Origin of the sequence: Kitasatospora sp. NPDC048722 (assembly GCF_040650235.1) — a bacterium.
In the GTDB taxonomy this organism is placed as follows: Bacteria; Actinomycetota; Actinomycetes; order Streptomycetales; family Streptomycetaceae; genus Kitasatospora.
The window spans coordinates 48,915-68,636 of record NZ_JBEZGX010000015.1 but is presented as its reverse complement, the minus strand read 5'-3'; the positions used below and the strand labels follow the sequence as shown (position 1 = coordinate 68,636).

The following is a 19,722-nucleotide window of genomic DNA, read 5'->3' as shown; positions in this document are numbered from 1 at the left end:
CCTTTCACGCGGACTGGTACGTGCGGCTGCCGGTCGGGCGGCGTCACACGTCCAGGAAGCGGACGTCCTTGGCGTTGCGCTGGATGAAGGAGCGGCGGGCCTCGACGTCCTCGCCCATCAGCACGGAGAACAGCTCGTCGGCGCGGGCGGCGTCCTCCAGGGTGACCTGGAGCAGCAGCCGGTGCTCGGCGTCCATGGTGGTGACCCGGAGCTCCTCGGCGTTCATCTCGCCGAGACCCTTGAAGCGCTGGATCGCGTCGTCCTTGGGGAGCCGGCGCCCGGCCTCCACGCCGGCCGCGATCAGCGCGTCGCGCTCGCGGTCGGAGTAGGCGTACTCGAAGTCGTCCTTGCCCCACTTGATCTTGTACAGCGGGGGCATGGCCAGGTAGACGTACCCGGCCTCGACCAGCGGCCGCATGAAGCGGAACAGCAGGGTCAGCAGCAGGGTGCGGATGTGCTGACCGTCGACGTCGGCGTCGGCCATCAGGACGATCTTGTGGTACCGGAGCTTGGACTCGTCGTAGTCCTCCTGGATGCCGCAGCCGAAGGCCGAGATCAGCGCCTGGACCTCGGTGTTCTGCAGCACCTTGTCGATCCGGGCCTTCTCGACGTTCAGGATCTTGCCGCGGATCGGCAGGATGGCCTGGGTGCGCGGGTCACGGCCCTGCTTGGCCGAGCCGCCGGCGGAGTCACCCTCGACGATGAAGATCTCGCACTCGGACGGGTCCTTGGACTGGCAGTCCGACAGCTTGCCGGGCAACGAGGCGGACTCCAGCAGGCCCTTGCGACGGGTGAGGTCGCGGGCCTTGCGGGCGGCGACGCGCGCCGTGGCGGCCTGGATGGACTTGCGGATGATGTCCGCGGCCTCGTTGGGGTTGCGGTCCAGCCAGTCGTTCAGGTGCTCGTGGACCACCTTCTGGACGAAGGTCTTGGCCTCGGTGTTGCCGAGCTTGTCCTTGGTCTGGCCCTCGAACTGCGGCTCGCCGAGCTTGACCGAGATGATCGCGGTCAGGCCCTCGCGGATGTCCTCGCCGGAGAGGTTGTCGTCCTTCTCGCGGAGCAGCTTCTTGTCGCGCGCGTAGCGGTTGACCAGGCCGGTCAGCGCCGAACGGAAGCCCTCCTCGTGGGTGCCGCCGCCGTGGGTGTGGATGGTGTTCGCGAAGCTGTAGACGCCCTCGGTGTAGGAGGTGTTCCACTGCATCGCGATCTCCACCGAGATCGCCTTGTCCTTGTCCTCCGCCTCGAAGTCGATCACCGAGGGGTGGATGACCTCGCCCTTGCGGGAGTTGAGGTGGGCGACGAAGTCGGCGATGCCGCCGTCGTACTTGTACGTGACGGTGAGCGGCTTGCCCTCCTCGTCCACGTGCTCGGGGCGCTCGTCGGTCAGCGAGATCGACAGGCCCTTGTTGAGGAACGCCATCTCCTGGAAGCGCCGGGAGAGCGTCTCGAAGGAGTAGACGGTGGTCTCGAAGATGTCCGGGTCGGCCCAGAAGGTGACGGTCGTACCGGTCTTGTCGGTGGTCTCGCCCTTGACCAGGGGGGCGGTCGGCGCGCCCATCTTGTAGTCCTGGGTCCAGCGGTGGCCGTCCTTGTGGATCTCCACCGAGAGCCGGGTGGACAGCGCGTTGACCACGGAGACGCCGACGCCGTGCAGACCGCCGGAGACCGCGTAGCCGCCGCCACCGAACTTGCCGCCCGCGTGCAGGACGGTGAGCACGACCTCGACGGCCGGCTTGTCCTGGCCCGGGACGATGTCGACCGGGATGCCGCGGCCGTTGTCGACGCAGCGGATCGCGCCGTCGGCCATGATCGTGACATCGATGGTGTCGGCGTACCCGGCCATCGCCTCGTCGACGGAGTTGTCCACGACCTCCTGCACCAGGTGGTGCAGGCCGCGCTCACCGGTCGAACCGATGTACATGCCGGGGCGCTTGCGGACGGCGTCGAGGCCTTCCAGCACCTGGATGTTGCTACCGGTGTAGGAAGCCTGGTCGGTCTGGTCTGGGGTCTGGCTGGGGTTGCCGGAATCGGCCACGAAGCGCCCTCTCTGGCACAGCGCGGGCCGCATCCCCCACCCCGTGTGGGCGGGCGTGCGACCACGGCGTTTCGACTCGGTTGCCACTAGCAACAGTGTTTGGCTCTCAGTCTACCGGTACGACTGACAGAGATGGGCGTTTGGCAGCCCTTGAGGGCAGATATGCCGCCCTGAATCCCCTCTGCACATGTCCCGATACTCGACCCGGGGGCCCAGAGCGCCTGGAAGGGCCGTCAGGGGTTCCGGAAGATCGTGGTCCGGTCGTCCCCTTCCGAGGACGGGCCCGCACCCGCGATCAGCCCCAGGTGTCGCCCGGCCCCTTGCTGCCCGGGGCGCGCAGCCGGCCGTAGCCCCGGGCCGGTGCGGCCGGGCCGAGCACCTTGATGGTGCGGACCGTGCCGTGGCCCAGCTCGTGGTTCAGACGGGCCACCAACTGCCGCGCCAGCCAGCGAAGTTGGGTGGCCCAGGCGGTCGAGTCGCACTGCACGGTGAGCACCGCGGCCTGGTCGTCGTAGGAGGACGGGTGGCAGTGCGCGGCGATGTCCGGGCCGACGATCTGCGGCCACCGGCCCATCACCCCGCCGACCGCGGCCGAGGACTCCCAGCCCCGCTCGGTCAGCAGCCGGTTCAGCGCCGCGCCCAGCGGCACCGGGTCGCGGCCGTCCGAACGGGCCCCGCTGCGCAGGCCGTGCCGCTTCGCCTCGCGCTTCTGCTGGACCTGCTCGCCGCGCTGGCGCGCCTGCGCCCGGGCCGCCCGCAGCGCCGAACGGGCGAGGTCGGCACCGGTCGGCTGGGCGGCGCCGGGCTGCGGGGAGGTCTCCGCGGACTCGCTCACGGCGATCTCCTTTCCCCAGCCTGTGGACAACGGTCGAGCGGTCCAGCGTACGGGAGCGGTGGGACGGTCGGGATCCGCCCACCGGCGGGGCGACCGGGGGGCTCTACGGAGGAATCGTGAAGGTCAGGCGCACTGCGTGGCCGTGTGCGGGCGCGGGAATCTCGTGGGGGGAGATCGCCCGGGGATCAGGCGTCGACGCGACGCACGGCGCCGTCGGCCACGGCGAAGCGGGCGCCGGCCAGCGCCTTCGGCACGTCCTCGGCGACCGCGGCGGTCACCAGGACCTGCTCGCCGCCGGCCACCAGCTCGGCCAGCCGGTCCCGGCGGGCCGCGTCGAGCTCCGCGAAGACGTCGTCCAGGATCAGCACCGGCTCGCCGCCGTCGCCTCGCAGCAGCTCGTACGAGGCCAGCCTCAGCGCGAGCGCGAACGACCAGGACTCGCCGTGGCTCGCGTAGCCCTTGGCGGGCAGCGGGCCCAGCTTGAGCCCGAGCTCGTCGCGGTGCGGGCCGACCAGGGTGATCCCGCGTTCGACCTCCTGCCTGCGCACCGCCTGCAGGGCCTGGAGGAGCTGTTCCTCGGCCTGCTCGCGGCTGGTCGGCAGCTCGCCCTCGAAGGAACTGCGGTACTCCAGCGCGGTGTCGCCTCCCCCGGGCGCCAGCTGCCCGTACGCGGCCGTCACCAACGGCTGCAGGGCGGCCACCAGCTGGATCCGGAAGGCCGTCAACTCGGCTCCGGCCCGGGCGAGGTGACCGTCCCACACCTCCAGGGTGGAGAGGTCGGCGCCCTTGCCGCCACCGGCCCGGCGGGCCATCGCGGCGGTCTTCAGCAGCGCGTTGCGCTGCTTGAGCACCCGTTCGTAGTCCTGCCGGACGCCGGCCAGGCGGGGGGCGCGGGCGGTCAACAGCTCGTCGAGGAAGCGGCGGCGCTCACCGGGGTCGCCCTTGACCAGGCTGAGGTCCTCGGGGGCGAACAGCACGGTGCGCAGCAGGCCCAGCACGTCGCGCGGGCGGACGTTGTCGGAGCGGTTGATCCTGGCCCGGTTCGCCTTGCCGGGGGTGAGCTCCAGTTCGACCAGGGTGGAGCGGCCGCGGTCCACCACGGAGGTGCGGATCACCGCGCGCTCGGCGCCCAGCCGGATCAGCGGCGCGTCGGTCGCCACCCGGTGGCTGCCCAGGGTGGCGACGTAGCCGATCGCCTCGACCAGGTTGGTCTTGCCCTGGCCGTTGGGACCGACGAAGGCCGTCACGCCCGGGTCGAGGGGCACCTCGGCCCGGGCGTACGACCGGAAGTCGGCGAGCGACAGGTGCGCGACGTGCATGGCTGTGGACTGCGCTCGCCTTCTGGTGGGGAGGGGGCTACTTGGACTCGACCGCGTGGCCGCCGAACTGGTTGCGCAGCGCGGCGATCATCTTCATCTGCGGCGAGTCGTCCTGGCGCGAGGCGAAGCGGGCGAACAGCGAGGCGGTGATCGCCGGCAGCGGCACGGCGTGGTCGATCGCGGCCTCGACGGTCCAGCGGCCCTCGCCGGAGTCGGCGGCCCAGCCGCGCAGCTTCTCCAGGTGCTCGTCGTCGTCCAGGGCGCGGACGGCCAGGTCCAGCAGCCAGGAGCGGATGACGGTGCCCTCCTGCCAGCTGCGGAAGACCTCGCGCACGTCGGTGACCTCGGGGGCGGCCTCCAGCAGCTCCCAGCCCTCGGCGAAGGCCTGCATCATCGCGTACTCGATGCCGTTGTGGACCATCTTGGCGAAGTGGCCGGCGCCCACGGCGCCCGCGTGGACCGAGCCGAAGTCCCCCTCGGGCTTGAGTGCGTCGAAGACCGGCTGGACCCGCGCGACGTGCTCGGCGTCGCCGCCGTACATCAGGGCGTAGCCGTTCTCCAGGCCCCACACGCCGCCGGAGACGCCGCAGTCGACGAAGCCGATGCCCTTGGCCGCCAGCGCCTCGGCGTGCTTGATGTCGTCCGTCCAGCGGGAGTTGCCGCCGTCGACCACGACGTCCCCCGGGGACAGCAGCTCGCCGAGCTCGTCGACGGTCGCCTGGGTGGCGGCGCCGGCCGGGACCATCACCCAGACCACGCGCGGGCCCTGGAGCTTGGTGACGAGTTCCTGCAGGCTCTCGACGTCGGAGACGTCCGGGTTGCGGTCGTAGCCGATGACGGTGTGGCCGGCGCGGCGGATCCGCTCGCGCATGTTGCCGCCCATCTTGCCGAGACCGATGAGGCCGAGCTCCATGACCAAGTCCTTACCTGTGGTGACGTGCCTGCCGGCGGCGCCGTTGCCGCACACCCCCTGAGCCTACGCGCTGAACGCACAGGGCCTCCCCCGGTCCGGGCCGACCGGGGGAGGCCGTCCACAGGCTGTGGGTACGGCCTGTGGGTATCGCTCGTGCGGGTCAGCCGGAGAGGCGGACCGGCATGATCAGGTACTGGTACGCCTTGTCCTCCTCGGCGTCCACCGAGGCCTTGCCGCTCAGGAGGGCGGGCTTGGTCGGGGTGGTGAAGCTCAGCTGGGCGTAGGCGGAGTCGATGGCCTTGAGGCCCTCCTCCAGGTAGCCCGGGTTGAAGGCGATCGAGATGTCGTCGCCCTCGAGGTCGGCGTCGACCCGCTCGGTGGCCTGGGCGTCGTCACCCGAACCGGCCTCCAGGGTCAGCACGCCCTGCTCGAAGCTGAGCCGGACCGGGGTGTTGCGCTCGGCGACCAGCGAGACGCGCTTGAGCGCCTCCAGGAACGGCTGGGTCTGGATCGCGGCGACGGCGCTGAACTCGGTCGGGAAGAGGCTGCGGAACTTGGGGAACTCGCCCTCCAGCAGCCGCGTGGTGGTGCGGCGGCCGGCGCCCTCGAAACCGATCAGGCCCTCGCCCGCGCCGCCCGAGGACAGCGCGATCGAGACGTTGTCGCCGCTGCCCAGGGACTTCGCGATGTCCTGCAGGGTCTTGGCCGGGACCAGGGCGACGGCGGAGATGTCCGACTGCTCGGGCTTCCACAGCAGCTCGCGCACGGCGAAGCGGTAGCGGTCGGTGGCGGCCAGGGTGATCCGGTCGCCCTCGATCTCGACCCGGACGCCGGTCAGCACCGGGAGGGTGTCGTCGCGGCCGGCGGCCACGGCGGCCTGGCTGACCGCGGAGGCGAAGACGTCGCCCGAGACGGTGCCGGTGGCGGTGGGCATCTGGGGCAGCGCCGGGTACTCGTCCACCGGGAGGGTGGGGAGGGTGAACCGGGAGCTGCCGCAGACCACGCTGACCCGCTGGCCGTCGGTGGAGATCTCCACAGGCCTGTTGGGGAGGTTGCGCGAGATGTCGTTCAGCAGGCGACCGGAGACCAGGACGGTGCCGGCCTCCTCGATGTCGGCCTCCAGTTCGACCCGGGCCGAGACCTCGTAGTCGAAGCCGGACAGGGCCAGGCTGCCGTCCTGTGCCGTCAGCAGCAGGCCGGCCAGCACCGGCACCGGCGGCCGTGCCGGGAGGCTGCGGGCAGCCCAGGCCACCGCCTCCGCGAGGACGTCACGCTCCACCCGGAACTTCACCGGTAACCGCCTCCTGGATCGAGCGCTCCCGCTCGCACTCTGGTTCGTCTGATCTTGATCGTCGGTCTGGCTGTCCGCCGAGCTCTGCCACTCCGCTTCCAGTTGCCGAGGACAGTCTGACGTACTCCGCCGACAGACGGGGCAGACGGGCGGAAGCAGCCCGAACAGATGTCGGGCGACGGTTGTCCACAGATTTCGGGCCCACCTGCTTGGAAACGCATCGATGGGTCTAACTGTGTAGTGGTAGTAGTAGGGCCTGTGGAAACCGTGGATAACCCCGTTTCCGCAGGTCAGCCCCAGAATTTTGTCCACAGTGGGTGTGGATGGCGACTGTGGACGGACAGGGCCCGCTGTGGACGGCGGAGCGTTACCCACAGGGCACCGAACGTATCCACAGGTTTTCCCCAGCGCCGTCCCCAGATCCGGACCCGCTTATCCACGGGGCCCGGTCAACTTTTCGTGACGCCTTTCACACCAGGGCATGAACGGTACCCCAAAGTTGTCGAACTGTGGACGCGGCTGTGGACAACCTGGGGATAACCGCCCAACCCCTGGGGACGAGCGGTGGATAACCCGAACGGCCCACTGGCGGCCCGTCAATTGTCCACACCCTGTGGATAACGCTTGTGCACAAGTCCACAGGCACCTGACCTGCGCGGAAGAGCGTAGCGGCGGCCCGCCTGTGGAGGAATTCTGGATAACTCCGGGCGTCGCACCCTGTGGACGGTGGAGAAAGCCCGTCACCTGTGGACGAGCGCCCCGTACGCAGCCGGTTTTCGAATCGCCGGTCAGATGTTCGACGCCGGCTGTGGACTGGCGGAGCATCCGTCGAGGCATCTCTGCCCCGCATTCGGGTGACGCACACCTGTGGATATGCCAAGAGGGCGTCAGGATCGCTCCTGACGCCCTCGGCGGGTCGTGCCGCGGCCGGCCTTCCGCGGCAGTGCCGGCGGCGGCCCCAACGGCCGCGGAAGGACTAGCTCTTGATGCGGTTGGTGAGCTCGGTGACCTGGTTGTAGATCGAGCGCCGCTCCGCCATCAGCGAGCGGATCTTGCGGTCCGCGTGCATCACCGTGGTGTGGTCGCGACCGCCGAACTGCGCGCCGATCTTCGGCAGGGACAGGTCGGTGAGCTCCCGGCACAGGTACATCGCGATCTGACGCGCGGTCACCAGCACACGGCTGCGCGAGGATCCGCAGAGGTCGTCCACGCCCAGCCCGAAGTAGGCGGCGGTCTGCTGCATGATGACCTGCGCGGTGATCTCGGGGCCCGCGTCCTCGTCCCCGCCCGGGATCAGGTCCTTGAGGACGATGCCGGCCAACTCCAGGTCCACCGGCGCCCGGTTGAGGTTGGCGAAGGCGGTGACCCGGATGAGGGCGCCCTCCAACTCCCGGATGTTGCGGGTGATCCGGGACGCGATGAACTCCAACACGTCGGCCGGGGCGTTGAGTTGCTCCTGGATCGCCTTCTTGCGGAGGATCGCGATCCGGGTCTCCAGCTCCGGTGGTGTGACGTCGGTGATCAGGCCCCACTCGAAGCGGTTGCGCAGCCGGTCCTCCAGCGTGGTCAGCAGCTTGGGCGGCCGGTCCGACGAGAGGACGATCTGCTTGTTCGCGTTGTGCAGGGTGTTGAAGGTGTGGAAGAACTCCTCCTGCGTGGACTCCTTCTGTGCGAGGAACTGCACGTCGTCCACGAGCAGGATGTCCATGTCCCGGTAGCGCTTGCGGAAGGTGTCCGCCTTGCCGTCCCGGATCGAGTTGATGAACTCGTTGGTGAACTCCTCCGAGGACACGTACCGCACGCGGGTGCCCGGGAAGAGGCTGCGCGAGTAGTGCCCGATGGCGTGCAGCAGGTGGGTCTTGCCCAGCCCGGACTCGCCGTAGATGAAGAGCGGGTTGTACGCCTTGGCCGGGGCCTCGGCGACCGCGACCGCCGCCGCGTGCGCGAAGCGGTTGCTCGCGCCGATGACGAAGGTGTCGAACAGGTACTTGGGGTTCAGCCGGGCGGCCGGCTCGTCCTTGCGCGAGCCGCCGGCCGGGGGAGCCCCGGGGGGCGCGGGCACGCCGGGCACCGCGGGGCGCTCGGTGGCGCGCTCCGGTGTGGGCTTGTCGGACGGGCGCCCGCCACCGGGGCGTGCGCCGGGGGAGCGGCGGCCACCGGTGGTGCGGGGCTGCTCGTTCGGGCCGGGGCCGTAGGCGCCGCCGAAGAGGTCGCCCTGGGTGGTCGCGGGCGGGCCGGGCATCGGGCGCGGCGCCGCACGGGGCGCGGGCTCGTCCTCGACGTCGTGGTACTGGCCGTCGTGGTCCTGGTAGCCGGACCACGAGCGGGGCGCCGGACCGCCGTAGGGCGCGGGGCGATGCTCGTAGCCGCCGGTGTCGTACCGGGGGCGGTCGTAGTCCTGCTCGTACGGCTGCTGGTAGCCCTGGCCGCCGTAGCCGTCGTCCTGGACGGGGCCCGGGTAGGGCTCCGCGGGGGCGTGGGGGGCCGGCGCGGGGGGCGTGGGGACGGCGTTGGCATCGACCATCACGGCGATGCGCACCGGGCGGCTGAGTTCACGGCTGAGGGCCTCGGTCAGCTGCGGCAGCAGCCGGCCCTCCAGCACCTGCTTGGCCCGCTCGTTCGGGGTCGCCAGCAGGGCGGTGTCGTGCATCATCCACATCGGCTGGGTGCGCTGCACCCACTGCTTGTCCATCTCCCCGACGTCCGGGTCGTTGACCAGCCGCTCGACGACCCTCGCCCAGACCGGGACGAGGTCGCTGTTGACATCAGCCACTGGTGCACGCTTTCCAAGAACAAACCAGACAAGTCCTGCAACGGTAGTCAGCGAACAGAGCCGGATCAAGTCGTTGTCCACAGGCTGTGGGCAAACCGGACGAGCCGGGCCGTCCGGGACGGCTGGTTTGACCCTCGTGCCCCGTCCCGCGTACCGTAACCAGGTCGAGTTGTCGATGGCCGCTGCCGCATGTCCGCGGGTCCACCCGCTCCATAAGGCGCGCAGCACGGGCGCCGTGGATTGCCTCAAACCCCAGCCGAACTGGGGAAACGGGCCGGATTTCCGAATCAGGGGAGATCACGCGGACGCACGGTGACGGCCAAGCGACTCCCCGTCATCCTACGATTCACCTCAGGAGCCCCCGAGTGAGCAAGCGCACCTTCCAGCCGAACAACCGTCGTCGCGCGAAGACCCACGGCTTCCGGCTGCGTATGCGTACCCGCGCCGGCCGCGCCATCCTGGCCGCCCGCCGTGGCAAGGGCCGCGCCAGTCTGTCCGCCTGATCCACGACAGAGTCTGTTGTGCTGCCCTCCGAGAATCGGCTGCGGCGGCGCCAGGACTTCGCGACCGCGGTGAAACGCGGTCGTCGGGCCGGCCGGCCCCTGTTGGTCGTCCATCTCAGCAGAGACGGTGACCCCAAGGGCCAGGCCGACCGGACCAGCGACTCCCGCCCGCACGTCGCCGAGGGGACTCCTTCGGCGCGTGCGGGTTTCGTCGTGAGCAAGGCCGTTGGCCCGGCGGTCGTTCGCAACCTGGTCAAGCGCCGGTTGCGCCACCTCGTACGTGATCGTCTGTCCAGGCTGCCCGCCGGTAGCCTGATAGTGGTGCGTGCGCTGCCCCAGGCCGCGTCCGCCTCGTACCAGGACCTCGAACGCGACCTGGACGCGGCGCTCAAGCGGTTGCTGAAGGCGGAGCCCGCCACGACGGCGCCGACGGGAGCAGGGCGATGAAGTACCTGCTGATGGGTCTGATCAGGGTCTACCAGTGGACGATCAGCCCACTGCTCGGTCCGGTCTGCCGCTACTACCCCTCCTGTTCGCACTACGGCTTCGAGGCCGTGAAGGTGCACGGGGCGGTCAAGGGCGGCGGGCTGACCGTCTGGCGCATCCTGCGCTGCAATCCGTGGAGCCCCGGCGGGGTCGATCACGTCCCGCCGCGCAAGCACCCGGTGTGGCACCGCCGGTTGCGAGACCGGCTGAGCAGCCGGTCCGCCACCGGGGCGCCGGTGGCCACCACCCCCGCCGGTCCGGCCCCCGAGGGCCCGGCGACCATTGGCCCCGAGCGGCCGATCCTCATGTCCAAGGAGCCTGACCGGTGACCTTCTCCTTCCTGAACCCCTTGTACACAGCGGTGTCCTGGATCATCGTCCAGTTCCACACGCTGTACAGCAACGTCTTCGACCCGGACGGTGGCTGGGCCTGGGGTCTGTCCATCGCCTCGATGGTGGTCGTCATCCGGATCTGCCTGATCCCGCTCTTCGTGAAGCAGATCAAGGCGACCCGGGCCATGCAGGCGATCCAGCCGAAGATGAAGGCCATCCAGGAGCGCTACAAGAACGACCGGCAGCGCCAGTCCGAAGAGATGATGAAGCTGTACAAGGATGCGGGTACCAACCCGTTCTCCAGCTGCCTTCCCATCATCGTCCAGGCGCCGTTCTTCACCGCTCTCTACGGTGTGCTCGCCAACGTGGCCAAGGGCCACGACATCGGCGTCATCCACGGTGACCTGCTGCTGAGCGCCGGCAAGGCGCACATCTTCGGTGCCCCGCTCTCCGCGACCTTCGTCAGCAGCAGTGAGACCAGCGTCAAGATCGTCACCGCGGTGATGATCATCATGATGTCGGCGTCGCAGTTCATCACCCAGCGCCAGCTGATGACCAAGAACGTCGACCTCACGGTGAAGACGCCGTTCATGCAGCAGCAGAAGATGCTGATGTACGTCTTCCCGATCATGTTCGCCGTCATGGGCATCAACTTCCCCGTCGGTGTCCTGGTCTACTGGCTGACCACCAACGTCTGGTCGATGGGCCAGCAGCTGATCGTCATCCACAACAACCCGACTCCGGGCAGCAAGGCCTGGGACGAGCGGCAGGTGCGCCTCAAGAAGGCCGGTCGCCTGAACCCGGACGGCTCGGAGATCAAGGGCGCCCTGTGGGGCATGCTGCCCCCGTCGAAGGCGGCCCTCACCGCGGCCGCCGAGGCCTCCGCGGCGGTCGAGGAGTCGGTGCAGGCGCGTCGCCAGCAGCCGCGCAAGCAGACCAAGGCCCAGCGCCAGCACACCGGTGGCCAGACCGCGAGCCTGACCAAGGACGCCCCGGCGGAGGAGGAGCCCGCGGACGCCGTTCCGGCCGACGCCGGCAGCGCCAAGCCGGCCGCCGCCAAGCCCGGCGCCTCCCGCCCCGGCGGCGCCAAGCCCGGCACCGCCCGTCAGCAGCCGAAGCGCGGCGGCCAGCGGCCGAAGAAGAAGTCCTGACCGGCTTCGTCCAGAGCTTCGTTCCCGGCCCATCCAACCTGGGCCTCATCTCCGAAGGAGTCCATCAGTGACGGAAGGCACCACCTCCGCCGTCGAGGCCGAGGCCGCCGCCAGCGCCGACGAGAGCCTCATCTCCCGTCTGGAGCAGGAGGGCGACATCGCGGCGGACTACCTGGAGGGTCTGCTCGACATCGCCGACCTCGACGGTGACATCGACATGGACGTCGAGGGCGACCGCGCCCTGGTCTCCATCGTCAGCGACGGCAACGACCGGGCGATCCAGCGCCTGGTCGGCCAGGACGGCGAGGTGCTGGAGGCCCTGCAGGAGCTGACCCGGTTGGCCGTCCACCGGGAGACCGGTGAGCGCAGCCGCCTCATGCTGGACATTGCCGGCTTCCGGGCCCGCAAGCGTGAGGAGCTGGCGGCGCTCGGTGCCAAGGCGGCCGAGCAGGCCAAGCGCACGGGTGAGCAGGTCAAGCTGCGGCCGATGACGCCCTTCGAGCGCAAGGTGGTCCACGACGCGGTCGCCGCGGCGGGTCTGCGCAGCGAGTCCGAGGGCGAGGAGCCCCAGCGGTGCGTGGTCGTGCTGCCGGCCTGAGGCCGGCAGGTCGACGACCGGTCGCCCCGGCGACCGGTGCGCTTCACAGGACGCGACCCCGTCCGCCTCGTGCGGGCGGGGTCGTCGTCCCTTCGCGGGGCGGTGGCCCGGCGACAGATGTTTCACGTGGAACTGTGCGGGAGAGCGGGTCGGTGGATCCGGGGATCGGAGAGGTCGAGATGGACACGGAGAGCACGGCTGACGGCCAGCCGGGGGCGGGTGCCGTCAATCCGGCCGCGGCGGGCGAGGGTGCCCCGTCGCCCGCCGCGGGCGAGCCTGGCGAGGCGCCGGCCGTCGCCCGGAAGGTCTTCGGTGAGCGCTTCGACGCCGCGGTCCGCTACACCGAGCTGCTGGCCACCGCGGGCGTCCAGCGCGGGCTGATCGGGCCGCGCGAGGTGCCCCGGCTCTGGGACCGGCACGTGCTGAACTGCGCGGTGCTCGCCGAGCTGCTGCCGGCCGGCGCCACCCTGTGCGACGTCGGCTCCGGCGCCGGTCTGCCGGGCATCCCGGTGGCGCTGGCCCGTCCGGACGTCTCGGTGACGCTGCTGGAGCCGCTGCTGCGGCGGACCACCTTCCTGGAGGAGGTCGTCCGCGAGCTGGCCCTGGAGAACGTCACCGTGCTGCGCGGCCGGGCCGAGGAGATGGTCGGCAAGCTCTCGGTGGACGTGGTGACCGCCCGGGCGGTGGCCCCGCTGGACCGGCTGGCCGGCTGGGGCATGCCGCTGCTCCGCCCGCACGGGCAGATGCTGGCGCTCAAGGGCGACAGTGCCGAGCAGGAGCTGGCCGACTCGCGGGCCGGGCTGACCAAGCTCGGCGCGGTCGAGTGGAGCGTCATCTCGGTCGGCGAGGGCACCCTGGAGACCTCGACCCGGGTGGTCCAGGTCAAGGCGGGGGAGAGCCCCGGCGGGGTGAAGGCGGCGACCCGGCGGGCCAAGGCGGCCCGGGCCGGCCGGACCGCGGCCCCCCGTACCGGTGAGCGCGGCCGGGGCGGGCGGCGCCGGGGCCGCTGACCCCGGGTGACGCTCGACACTCGCCACGACGGGCGGGTGGCCCTCCCCCTTCGGAGGGCCACCCGCCCGTCGTCATTGAGGTGAAGAGCGGTCCACTGTACGGTCACCGGAGTGTCGCAACGTCAGATTTCCGACAAAGCGGGCATGGTGTTTCACGTGAAACGTCGCTCCTTGCTCTCCGGAATCCTGAGTCGCGGCCGGGCTGCGACTGTTGCCGCTCCGGTTTCACGTGAAACACTGACCCCCATGCAGGACTCGGAGACCATCGACCAGATCGATGACACGCCCATCGCGCGTGCTGCTCAGGCTGCGGTCCAGGCGATCGGCCGGGCGGGTGAGGGCCTTCCCCGGCCCGCCGCGACCCGGGTGATCGTGGTCGCCAACCAGAAGGGCGGGGTCGGCAAGACGACGACCACCGTCAACATGGCCGCCTCGCTCGCGATGCACGGACTGCGCGTCCTGGTCGTCGACCTCGACCCGCAGGGGAACGCCTCCACCGCCCTCGGCATCGACCACCACGCCGAGGTGCCGTCGATCTACGACGTCCTCGTGGAGGGCAAGCCGCTCGCCGACGTGGTGCAGCCGGTGCTGGACGTCGAGGGGCTCTTCTGTGTCCCCGCCACCATCGACCTGGCCGGCGCGGAGATCGAGCTGGTGTCGCTGGTGGCCCGGGAGAGCCGCCTCCAGCGCGCCATCGCCGCCTACGAGCAGCCGCTGGACTACATCCTGATCGACTGTCCGCCCTCGCTGGGCCTGCTGACGGTCAACGCCCTGGTGGCCGGCCAGGAGGTGCTGATCCCGATCCAGTGCGAGTACTACGCGCTGGAGGGCCTCGGCCAGCTGCTGCGCAACGTCGAGCTGGTGCGCGCGCACCTCAACCCCTCGCTGCACGTCTCGACCATCCTGCTGACCATGTACGACGCCCGGACCAGGCTGGCCGCCCAGGTGGCCGAGGAGGTCCGGACCCACTTCCCGCAGGAGGTGCTGAGCACGGCCATCCCGCGCTCGGTGCGCATCTCGGAGGCGCCCAGCTACGGTCAGACGGTGCTCACCTACGACCCGGGTTCGACCGGAGCGCTCTCCTACCTGGAGGCGGCCCGGGAGCTCGCACTGCGTGCGGTGGGCCAGGCCGGGGGCTCGCTGGTGGGCCAGCAGCGCAACGGCAGCGGTACGGGGCACGGCGCCCCGGTGGCACAGCACGGTACGACGGAGGGGCAGCAGTGAGTGGTGGTCGCAGGGGTCTGGGTAAGGGGCTCGGGGCGCTGATCGGCCCCGCGGCGCCGACGGACGGCGGGGCTGCGGCGCAGCCCGCCACGGCCGTGCCCGCGCCGGCCTCGGTGGTGGCGACCGGAGTCGTCTCGCCGACCGCCGTGCCGGTGCTGCCGGGCGGTCGCGGAACGGTGGCCGCCCGGGTGGCTGTGGAGAGCCTGCGGGAGCAGCCGGCACCGGTGCCCGGGGCCTCCTTCGCCGAGCTGCCGATCGACGGGATCACGCCCAACCCGCGCCAGCCGCGTGATGTCTTCGACCCGGACAAGCTGGCCGAGCTGGTCGCCTCCATCAAGGAGGTGGGTCTGCTCCAGCCGGTCGTGGTGCGCCAGGTCGGGCCGGAGCGCTACGAGCTGATCATGGGCGAGCGCCGTTGGCGCGCCTCCCGGGAGGCCGGGCTGGACCGGATCCCGGCGATCGTCCGGGCCACCGAGGACGACAAGCTGCTGCTGGACGCCCTGCTGGAGAACCTGCACCGGGCGGAGCTCAACCCGCTGGAGGAGGCGGCCGCCTACGACCAGCTGCTGCGGGACTTCTCCTGCACCCATGACGAGCTCGCGGACCGGATCGGCCGCTCGCGCCCGCACGTCACCAACACGCTGCGGCTGTTGAGGCTCCCGCCGTCCGTCCAGCGCCGGGTCGCCGCCGGGGTGCTGTCCGCCGGCCACGCCAAGGCGCTGGTCGGCATGCCGGATGCGGACCGGCAGGAGGAGCTGGCCAAGCGGATCATCGCTGAGGGCCTCTCGGTGCGGACCACCGAGGAGATCGTCAAGCTGATGGGGCTGGAGGAGAAGCCGAAGCGCCAGGCGCCGAAGGCGGGCAAGCTGAACTCCCCGGCCTTCAACGACCTCGCGAGCCGGCTGTCGGACCGCTTCGACACCCGGGTCAAGGTCGAGGTGACACAGCGCGGGGGCAAGCTCGGCAAGGGCAAGGTGGTGCTGGAGTTCGGCTCGGTCGAGGACCTGAACCGGATCCTGGGCAGCCTGGCCCCGGGCGAGGACGGACTGCGGCTGTCGCAGGGCTGAGGCCGGTCGAAGTGGCGTGACCCGATGGGTGCATGTTCCGCGTGAGCGCTGTTTCACGTGAAACATGCACCCATCGGCGTTCGGGGGGAATGCTCGACTGTGGAGTGGACGAGGAGGTGCGGGGCATGGGACGCCGGATCGCTCCGCTGACACTGGACAACCTCGCGGATCTGCCGACGACCTGCCGCTCCTGCGTGTTCTGGGAGCTGGACCCGGTGAGCGGGAAAGCGGCGGTGGAGTCCGGCAAGCCCGAACTGGAGAAGGAGGGGTGGATCTCCGCGGTGCTGCTGGAGTGGGGCTCCTGCGGCCGGATCGTCTACGTCGACGACCAGCCCGCCGGGTTCGTGCTCTACGCGCCGCCGGCCTACGTGCCGCGCTCGCAGTCCTTCCCGACCAGTCCGGTGTCGCCGGACGCGGTCCAGCTGATGGTCAGCCGGGTGCTGCCGGGTTACCAGCGGCAGGGGCTGGGCCGGGTGCTCGTGCAGACGGTGGCCAAGGACCTGGTGGGGCGCGGCGTGCGTGCGGTCGAGGCCTTCGGCGCGACGGGACGGGTGCCGACGAGCTGCGTGCTCCCCGCCGACCACCTGCTCGCGGTGGGCTTCAAGACGGTCCGGCCGCATGCCCGCTACCCGCGGCTGCGGCTGGAGGCGCGGACCACGCTGTCCTGGCGCGGCGATGTGGAGGTGGCGTTGGAGCGGCTGCTCGGCGGCGCCCGCAAGGAGCCGGCCCTGCGGCCGTTCTGATCCGTGCCGCCGCGCGCCGGGGCCGTGCCGGAACGACCGAGGCGGGGCTCCCCGGTGCTGGGGAGCCCCGCCTCCGCGGGCGGTCGAGGACCTAGATGTACTCGGCCAGCTCGCGCAGCAGCGCGGCCTTCGGACGGGCACCGGTGATGGACTTCACCGGCTCGCCGCCCTTGTACACGATCAGGGTCGGGATCGAGATGACGTTGTACTGGGCGGCCGTCACCTGGTTGGCATCCACGTCGAGCTTGGCGACGGTCAGCTTGTCGCCGTGCTCGGCCGCGATCTCCTCCAGGATCGGGGCGACCTGGCGGCACGGGCCGCACCAGGTGGCCCAGAAGTCGACCAGGACGGGCTTGTCGCTGTCCAGGACGTCGGCCTGGAACGTCGCGTCGGTGACGGTGGTGGTGGCGCCGGCCACGGGGACTCCTCGGGTTCGGACGGAGAGGGCTGCTGCCAGGAGAACAACGGGCGGACCCGTTCTGTTTCTGCCTGGTCGGAGCGGGGGTGTTCCACGTGGAACACCGTGTGGCACCCCCGCGGGGGGATCGGTCGGTGCGGCCGGACTCAGACCGCGACGGCGGCGGCCTTGGCCTCCAGGTCGTCCAGCGCGGCGAGGTAGCGCTCGGCGTCCAGGGCGGCCGAGCAGCCGGTGCCGGCCGCGGTGATGGCCTGGCGGTAGGTGTGGTCGACGACGTCGCCGGCGCCGAACACACCCGGGATGTTGGTCCGCGTGGAGGGGGCCTCGACCTTGAGGTAGCCCTCGGCGTCGAGGTCCAGCTGCCCCTTGAACAGGTCGGTGCGCGGGTCGTGGCCGATCGCGATGAACAGACCGGTGACGTCCAGCTCGCGGGTCTCGCCGGTGGTGGTGTCGCGCAGGGTCACGCCGCTCAGCTTCGGGTCGCCGTGGATGGCCTCGACCGCGCTGTCCCACTCGAAGCGGATCTTCTCGTCGGCGAAGGCGCGCTCCTGCATCGCCTTGGAGGCGCGCAGGGTGTTCCGTCGGTGGATGATCGTGACGCTGCGGGCGAAGCGGGACAGGAAGGTGGCCTCCTCCAGGGCGGTGTCACCGCCGCCGACGACCGCGATGTCCTGGTCGCGGAAGAAGAAGCCGTCGCAGGTCGCGCACCAGGAGACGCCGCGGCCGGACAGCTTGTCCTCGTTCGGCAGGTCCAGCTTGCGGTGCTGGGAGCCGGTGGTGACGATCACGGCGCGGGCCCGGTGCACGTTGCCCTCGGAGTCGGTGACGGTCTTGATGTCACCGGTGAGGTCGACCGCGACGATGTCGTCCGGGACCAGCTCGGCACCGAAGCGCTCGGCCTGGGCCCGCATGTTGTCCATCAGCTCCGGGCCCATGATGCCGTCCCGGAAGCCCGGGAAGTTCTCGACCTCGGTGGTGTTCATCAGCGCGCCACCGGCGGTGACGGCTCCCTCGAAGACCAGCGGCTTCAGGGAGGCACGGGCCGTGTAGAGCGCGGCGGTGTAGCCGGCCGGGCCGGAACCGATGATGATCACGTTACGGACGTCGCTCACTGCATCTCCTGGTTAGCATCGCGACCCGCGTTTGCTGCGGGGAGGGCGGTCCTGCTCCGCCGCCCGGGACAACGACTGACCAGTGTCTCGCATTCCCAGGCGGATCAGTACCAGGTGCCCGCACTCCGGAAGCGGCGTGGCGGCCCGGGCGTCGATCGCACGGGAACGGGACGGGTTCCGGACGGGTTCCGGAAGCACGACCGGCCCGGGTCGATCAGGGGGCGGGGACCTGGCGGTGCAGCACGACCGCGCAGGCGGGGGACTGCAGGTAGACGTCGACCTCGCCGGGCTTGCCGGGCACGGCGTAGACCAGGACGTCGACCGGGGACCCGGCGTAGGTGCCGCGGTCGGTGGCCAGCGGCGTGCCCGTGGCGGGAGCCGGGCAGGTCCGGCCGGCTCCGGGTGCCGGCTCCGAGGTGAGCGGCTGCCGCCCTTCGGCCGGTGCCGCGGCGGAGGGCCTGGCGACGCCGTTCGGGGGCGAGCCCACGACGGCCCCCGAGCCGGCCAGGAGCTTCTGGACCTGGGCGGCGAGCTGGTCGTCGCGGTACTCGGTGCCCCCGCCCAGGGCGTGTTCGCCCTTGGAACTGTGCCCGGCGTCGGCGGTGGACGGCGCGGCGGCCGAGGAGGCCGCCTCGTGGGAGCCGGAGTCCGCCGGGTACAGCAGCGCGCCGCCCAGCCCGATCGCGGCGAGTGCGGCGGCGGCACCGAGCAGGAGAGCGAAGCGCCGCCGCCGGGAGCGGGGGCGGCCGGGACCGGTGGCACCGGCGGCGCGCGCGGGCGGCGCCACGGGGGCCGTGGCGGGACGGGACGGCGGCGTCGGGGCGGCGGGTCCGCGCGTACTCCCGGGGGCCTCCTGCGGCCCTTCGGCGGCCTCGCGCCGGGCGGCCTCCTCGGCGACGGCGGCGTCCAGCCGGGCGGCGACGTCGGCCGGCATGGGCGGGGCCTCGACCCCGCCGAGCAGCGCCCGGACCTCGCCGAGCGCGTCCGCGGTCTCGCGGCACTCGGCGCAGCCGGCCAGGTGCCGGTGCAGGGCCTCGGCGGCGGCGTCCCCGATCAGCTCCTCGGCGAGGTCGGCGAGCTCGTCGACGGAGGGGTGGGACCCGGGAGAGGCGGTGGGGTCGGACGGGTCGGGGGAGGAGAAGGGGACCGTCATCGCGTGCTCGCGTCTCCTTCCAGAATCGTCCGGCCGTTGTCCGGGCCTGTTCCTGTGACGGTGCGGGCGCCACTTGGGTTCCCCGGCGCGTTCCCCGGCGCTTTCCGCCGTGGTGGTGCGGCGCCCGGGGCGGACGCCGTTCCACGTGGAACATCGCCTCCGCCGCCCTCGCGGAGGTGGCGGACCAGTGGCAGCAGGCGGGCCCGACCGCGGGCGCAGCGGCTCTTCACCGTGCCGACCGGCACGCCCAGCAGCTCGGCGGCCTCGGCGACCGGGTAGCCCTGCATGTCGACCAGGACCAGGGCGGCCCGCTGGTCGGCGGGCAGTTCCGCGAGCGCCGCCGTCACCTCGCGGTGCACCTCGGCCCGGACGACCGGGGAGTCGGCGGGCTCGGCGGCGCCGACGAGGGTGTCCAGCCGTTGCGGGTCGTCGTCCAGCGGGCTGGTGCGGCGGGTGGCGCTGCGGCGGGCGCGGTCCAGACAGGCGTTGACCACGATCCGGTGCAGCCAGGTGGTGACGGCGGAGCGGCCCTGGAAGCCGGGTGCGGCGCGGAAGGCGGAGACCAGGGCGTCCTGGAGCGCGTCGGCGGCCTCCTCCCGGTCGCCCAGGGTGCGCAGGGCGACCGCCCACAGCCGGTCGCGGTGGCGGTTCACCAGCTGCCCGAAGGCGTCCGGGTCGCCGGCGACGTGCCGGGCCAGCAGCGTCGCGTCGTCGTCCGCCACCGTCACCCCTTGACCCCTTGCCGTCGTTCCGGAGACC

Annotated in this window: 19 protein-coding genes; 9 read left to right on the top strand and 10 right to left on the bottom strand. The window is 71.5% G+C overall.

The features are described 5' to 3' along the window. Positions 1-43: 43 nt before the first annotated feature. From gyrB to dnaA, 6 genes are all read right to left on the bottom strand, one after another. Entirely contained in the window at positions 44-2,068 is a 2,025-nt protein-coding gene (gyrB, locus tag AB0C76_RS13945; protein WP_359964171.1) for a DNA topoisomerase (ATP-hydrolyzing) subunit B, read from the bottom strand. A 262-nt stretch (positions 2,069-2,330) separates the two neighbouring features. Beyond that, the gene (locus AB0C76_RS13940) at positions 2,331-2,870 is read right to left on the bottom strand and encodes a DciA family protein (RefSeq protein WP_359964169.1); all 540 of its coding nucleotides are present in this window, start codon (positions 2,868-2,870) and stop codon (positions 2,331-2,333) included. A 185-nt stretch (positions 2,871-3,055) separates the two neighbouring features. Further along, positions 3,056-4,189: a DNA replication/repair protein RecF gene (gene recF / locus AB0C76_RS13935; protein WP_359964167.1), complete on the bottom strand. Its 1,134-nt coding sequence runs from the start codon at positions 4,187-4,189 to the stop codon at positions 3,056-3,058. Positions 4,190-4,226: 37 nt separating this feature from the next. Further along, positions 4,227-5,102, bottom strand: coding sequence for a phosphogluconate dehydrogenase (NAD(+)-dependent, decarboxylating) (gene gnd, locus AB0C76_RS13930; protein WP_359964165.1), 876 nt, complete (start codon positions 5,100-5,102; stop codon positions 4,227-4,229). A gap of 160 nt (positions 5,103-5,262) precedes the next feature. Further along, positions 5,263-6,393, bottom strand: a complete 1,131-nt coding sequence (dnaN, locus tag AB0C76_RS13925; protein ID WP_359964163.1) for a DNA polymerase III subunit beta — start codon at positions 6,391-6,393, stop codon at positions 5,263-5,265. 976 nt (positions 6,394-7,369) lie between these two features. Next, a complete protein-coding gene (gene dnaA, locus AB0C76_RS13920; RefSeq protein ID WP_359964161.1) occupies positions 7,370-9,166 on the bottom strand; it encodes a chromosomal replication initiator protein DnaA in 1,797 nt (598 codons plus the stop codon). A gap of 365 nt (positions 9,167-9,531) precedes the next feature. On the opposite strand from dnaA, the gene rpmH reads away from it, so the two are divergent. The 9 genes from rpmH (at position 9,532) to AB0C76_RS13875 (ending at position 16,280) form a co-directional block, all read left to right on the top strand. Further along, positions 9,532-9,669 (top strand): 50S ribosomal protein L34, encoded by a 138-nt coding sequence (gene rpmH / locus AB0C76_RS13915; RefSeq protein ID WP_030059672.1) that lies wholly within the window; start codon positions 9,532-9,534, stop codon positions 9,667-9,669. Between the two features lie 18 nt (positions 9,670-9,687). Continuing rightward, positions 9,688-10,116, top strand: a complete 429-nt coding sequence (rnpA, locus tag AB0C76_RS13910; protein WP_359964159.1) for a ribonuclease P protein component — start codon at positions 9,688-9,690, stop codon at positions 10,114-10,116. Then, a complete protein-coding gene (gene yidD / locus AB0C76_RS13905) occupies positions 10,113-10,484 on the top strand; it encodes a membrane protein insertion efficiency factor YidD (RefSeq protein ID WP_359964158.1) in 372 nt (123 codons plus the stop codon). The genes rnpA and yidD overlap by 4 nt, the downstream gene beginning before the upstream one ends. Then, a complete protein-coding gene (gene yidC / locus AB0C76_RS13900; RefSeq protein ID WP_359964156.1) occupies positions 10,481-11,638 on the top strand; it encodes a membrane protein insertase YidC in 1,158 nt (385 codons plus the stop codon). Before yidD ends, yidC begins: the two co-directional genes overlap by 4 nt. A gap of 67 nt (positions 11,639-11,705) precedes the next feature. Then, positions 11,706-12,236, top strand: coding sequence for a R3H domain-containing nucleic acid-binding protein (locus AB0C76_RS13895; RefSeq protein WP_359964154.1), 531 nt, complete (start codon positions 11,706-11,708; stop codon positions 12,234-12,236). Between the two features lie 179 nt (positions 12,237-12,415). Next, on the top strand, positions 12,416-13,246 hold the full coding sequence (rsmG, locus tag AB0C76_RS13890; RefSeq protein ID WP_359964152.1) for a 16S rRNA (guanine(527)-N(7))-methyltransferase RsmG: 831 nt from the start codon (positions 12,416-12,418) through the stop codon (positions 13,244-13,246). A gap of 246 nt (positions 13,247-13,492) precedes the next feature. After that, positions 13,493-14,470, top strand: a complete 978-nt coding sequence (locus tag AB0C76_RS13885) for a ParA family protein (RefSeq protein WP_359964150.1) — start codon at positions 13,493-13,495, stop codon at positions 14,468-14,470. Further along, positions 14,467-15,537, top strand: coding sequence for a ParB/RepB/Spo0J family partition protein (locus AB0C76_RS13880; RefSeq protein WP_359964148.1), 1,071 nt, complete (start codon positions 14,467-14,469; stop codon positions 15,535-15,537). The genes AB0C76_RS13885 and AB0C76_RS13880 overlap by 4 nt, the downstream gene beginning before the upstream one ends. Before the next feature lie 125 nt (positions 15,538-15,662). Further along, complete coding sequence (locus AB0C76_RS13875) at positions 15,663-16,280, top strand: GNAT family N-acetyltransferase (RefSeq protein WP_359964146.1); 618 nt, start codon at positions 15,663-15,665, stop codon at positions 16,278-16,280. Positions 16,281-16,371: 91 nt separating this feature from the next. On the opposite strand, the gene trxA is transcribed toward AB0C76_RS13875, so the two are convergent. From trxA to sigM, 4 genes are all read right to left on the bottom strand, one after another. Continuing rightward, positions 16,372-16,698, bottom strand: a complete 327-nt coding sequence (gene trxA / locus AB0C76_RS13870; RefSeq protein WP_329931281.1) for a thioredoxin — start codon at positions 16,696-16,698, stop codon at positions 16,372-16,374. 146 nt (positions 16,699-16,844) lie between these two features. Then, entirely contained in the window at positions 16,845-17,810 is a 966-nt protein-coding gene (gene trxB / locus AB0C76_RS13865; RefSeq protein WP_359964144.1) for a thioredoxin-disulfide reductase, read from the bottom strand. A 214-nt stretch (positions 17,811-18,024) separates the two neighbouring features. Next, positions 18,025-18,963: a hypothetical protein gene (locus tag AB0C76_RS13860; protein WP_359964142.1), complete on the bottom strand. Its 939-nt coding sequence runs from the start codon at positions 18,961-18,963 to the stop codon at positions 18,025-18,027. Then, positions 18,960-19,691 (bottom strand): RNA polymerase sigma factor SigM, encoded by a 732-nt coding sequence (gene sigM / locus AB0C76_RS13855; protein WP_359964140.1) that lies wholly within the window; start codon positions 19,689-19,691, stop codon positions 18,960-18,962. The genes AB0C76_RS13860 and sigM overlap by 4 nt, the downstream gene beginning before the upstream one ends. Positions 19,692-19,722 lie beyond the last annotated feature (31 nt).

Excerpts from the sequence above, each read along its gene's own strand:
- gyrB (WP_359964171.1), bottom strand. The coding sequence starts at position 2,068 with ATGCGGCCCGCGCTGTGCCAGAGAGGGCGCTTCGTGGCCGATTCCGGC.
- recF (WP_359964167.1), bottom strand. The coding sequence starts at position 4,189 with ATGCACGTCGCGCACCTGTCGCTCGCCGACTTCCGGTCGTACGCCCGG.
- gnd (WP_359964165.1), bottom strand. The coding sequence starts at position 5,102 with ATGGAGCTCGGCCTCATCGGTCTCGGCAAGATGGGCGGCAACATGCGC.
- yidD (WP_359964158.1), top strand. The coding sequence starts at position 10,113 with ATGAAGTACCTGCTGATGGGTCTGATCAGGGTCTACCAGTGGACGATC.
- rsmG (WP_359964152.1), top strand. The coding sequence starts at position 12,416 with ATGGACACGGAGAGCACGGCTGACGGCCAGCCGGGGGCGGGTGCCGTC.
- AB0C76_RS13885 (WP_359964150.1), top strand. The coding sequence starts at position 13,493 with ATGCAGGACTCGGAGACCATCGACCAGATCGATGACACGCCCATCGCG.
- AB0C76_RS13875 (WP_359964146.1), top strand. The coding sequence starts at position 15,663 with ATGGGACGCCGGATCGCTCCGCTGACACTGGACAACCTCGCGGATCTG.
- AB0C76_RS13860 (WP_359964142.1), bottom strand. The coding sequence starts at position 18,963 with ATGACGGTCCCCTTCTCCTCCCCCGACCCGTCCGACCCCACCGCCTCT.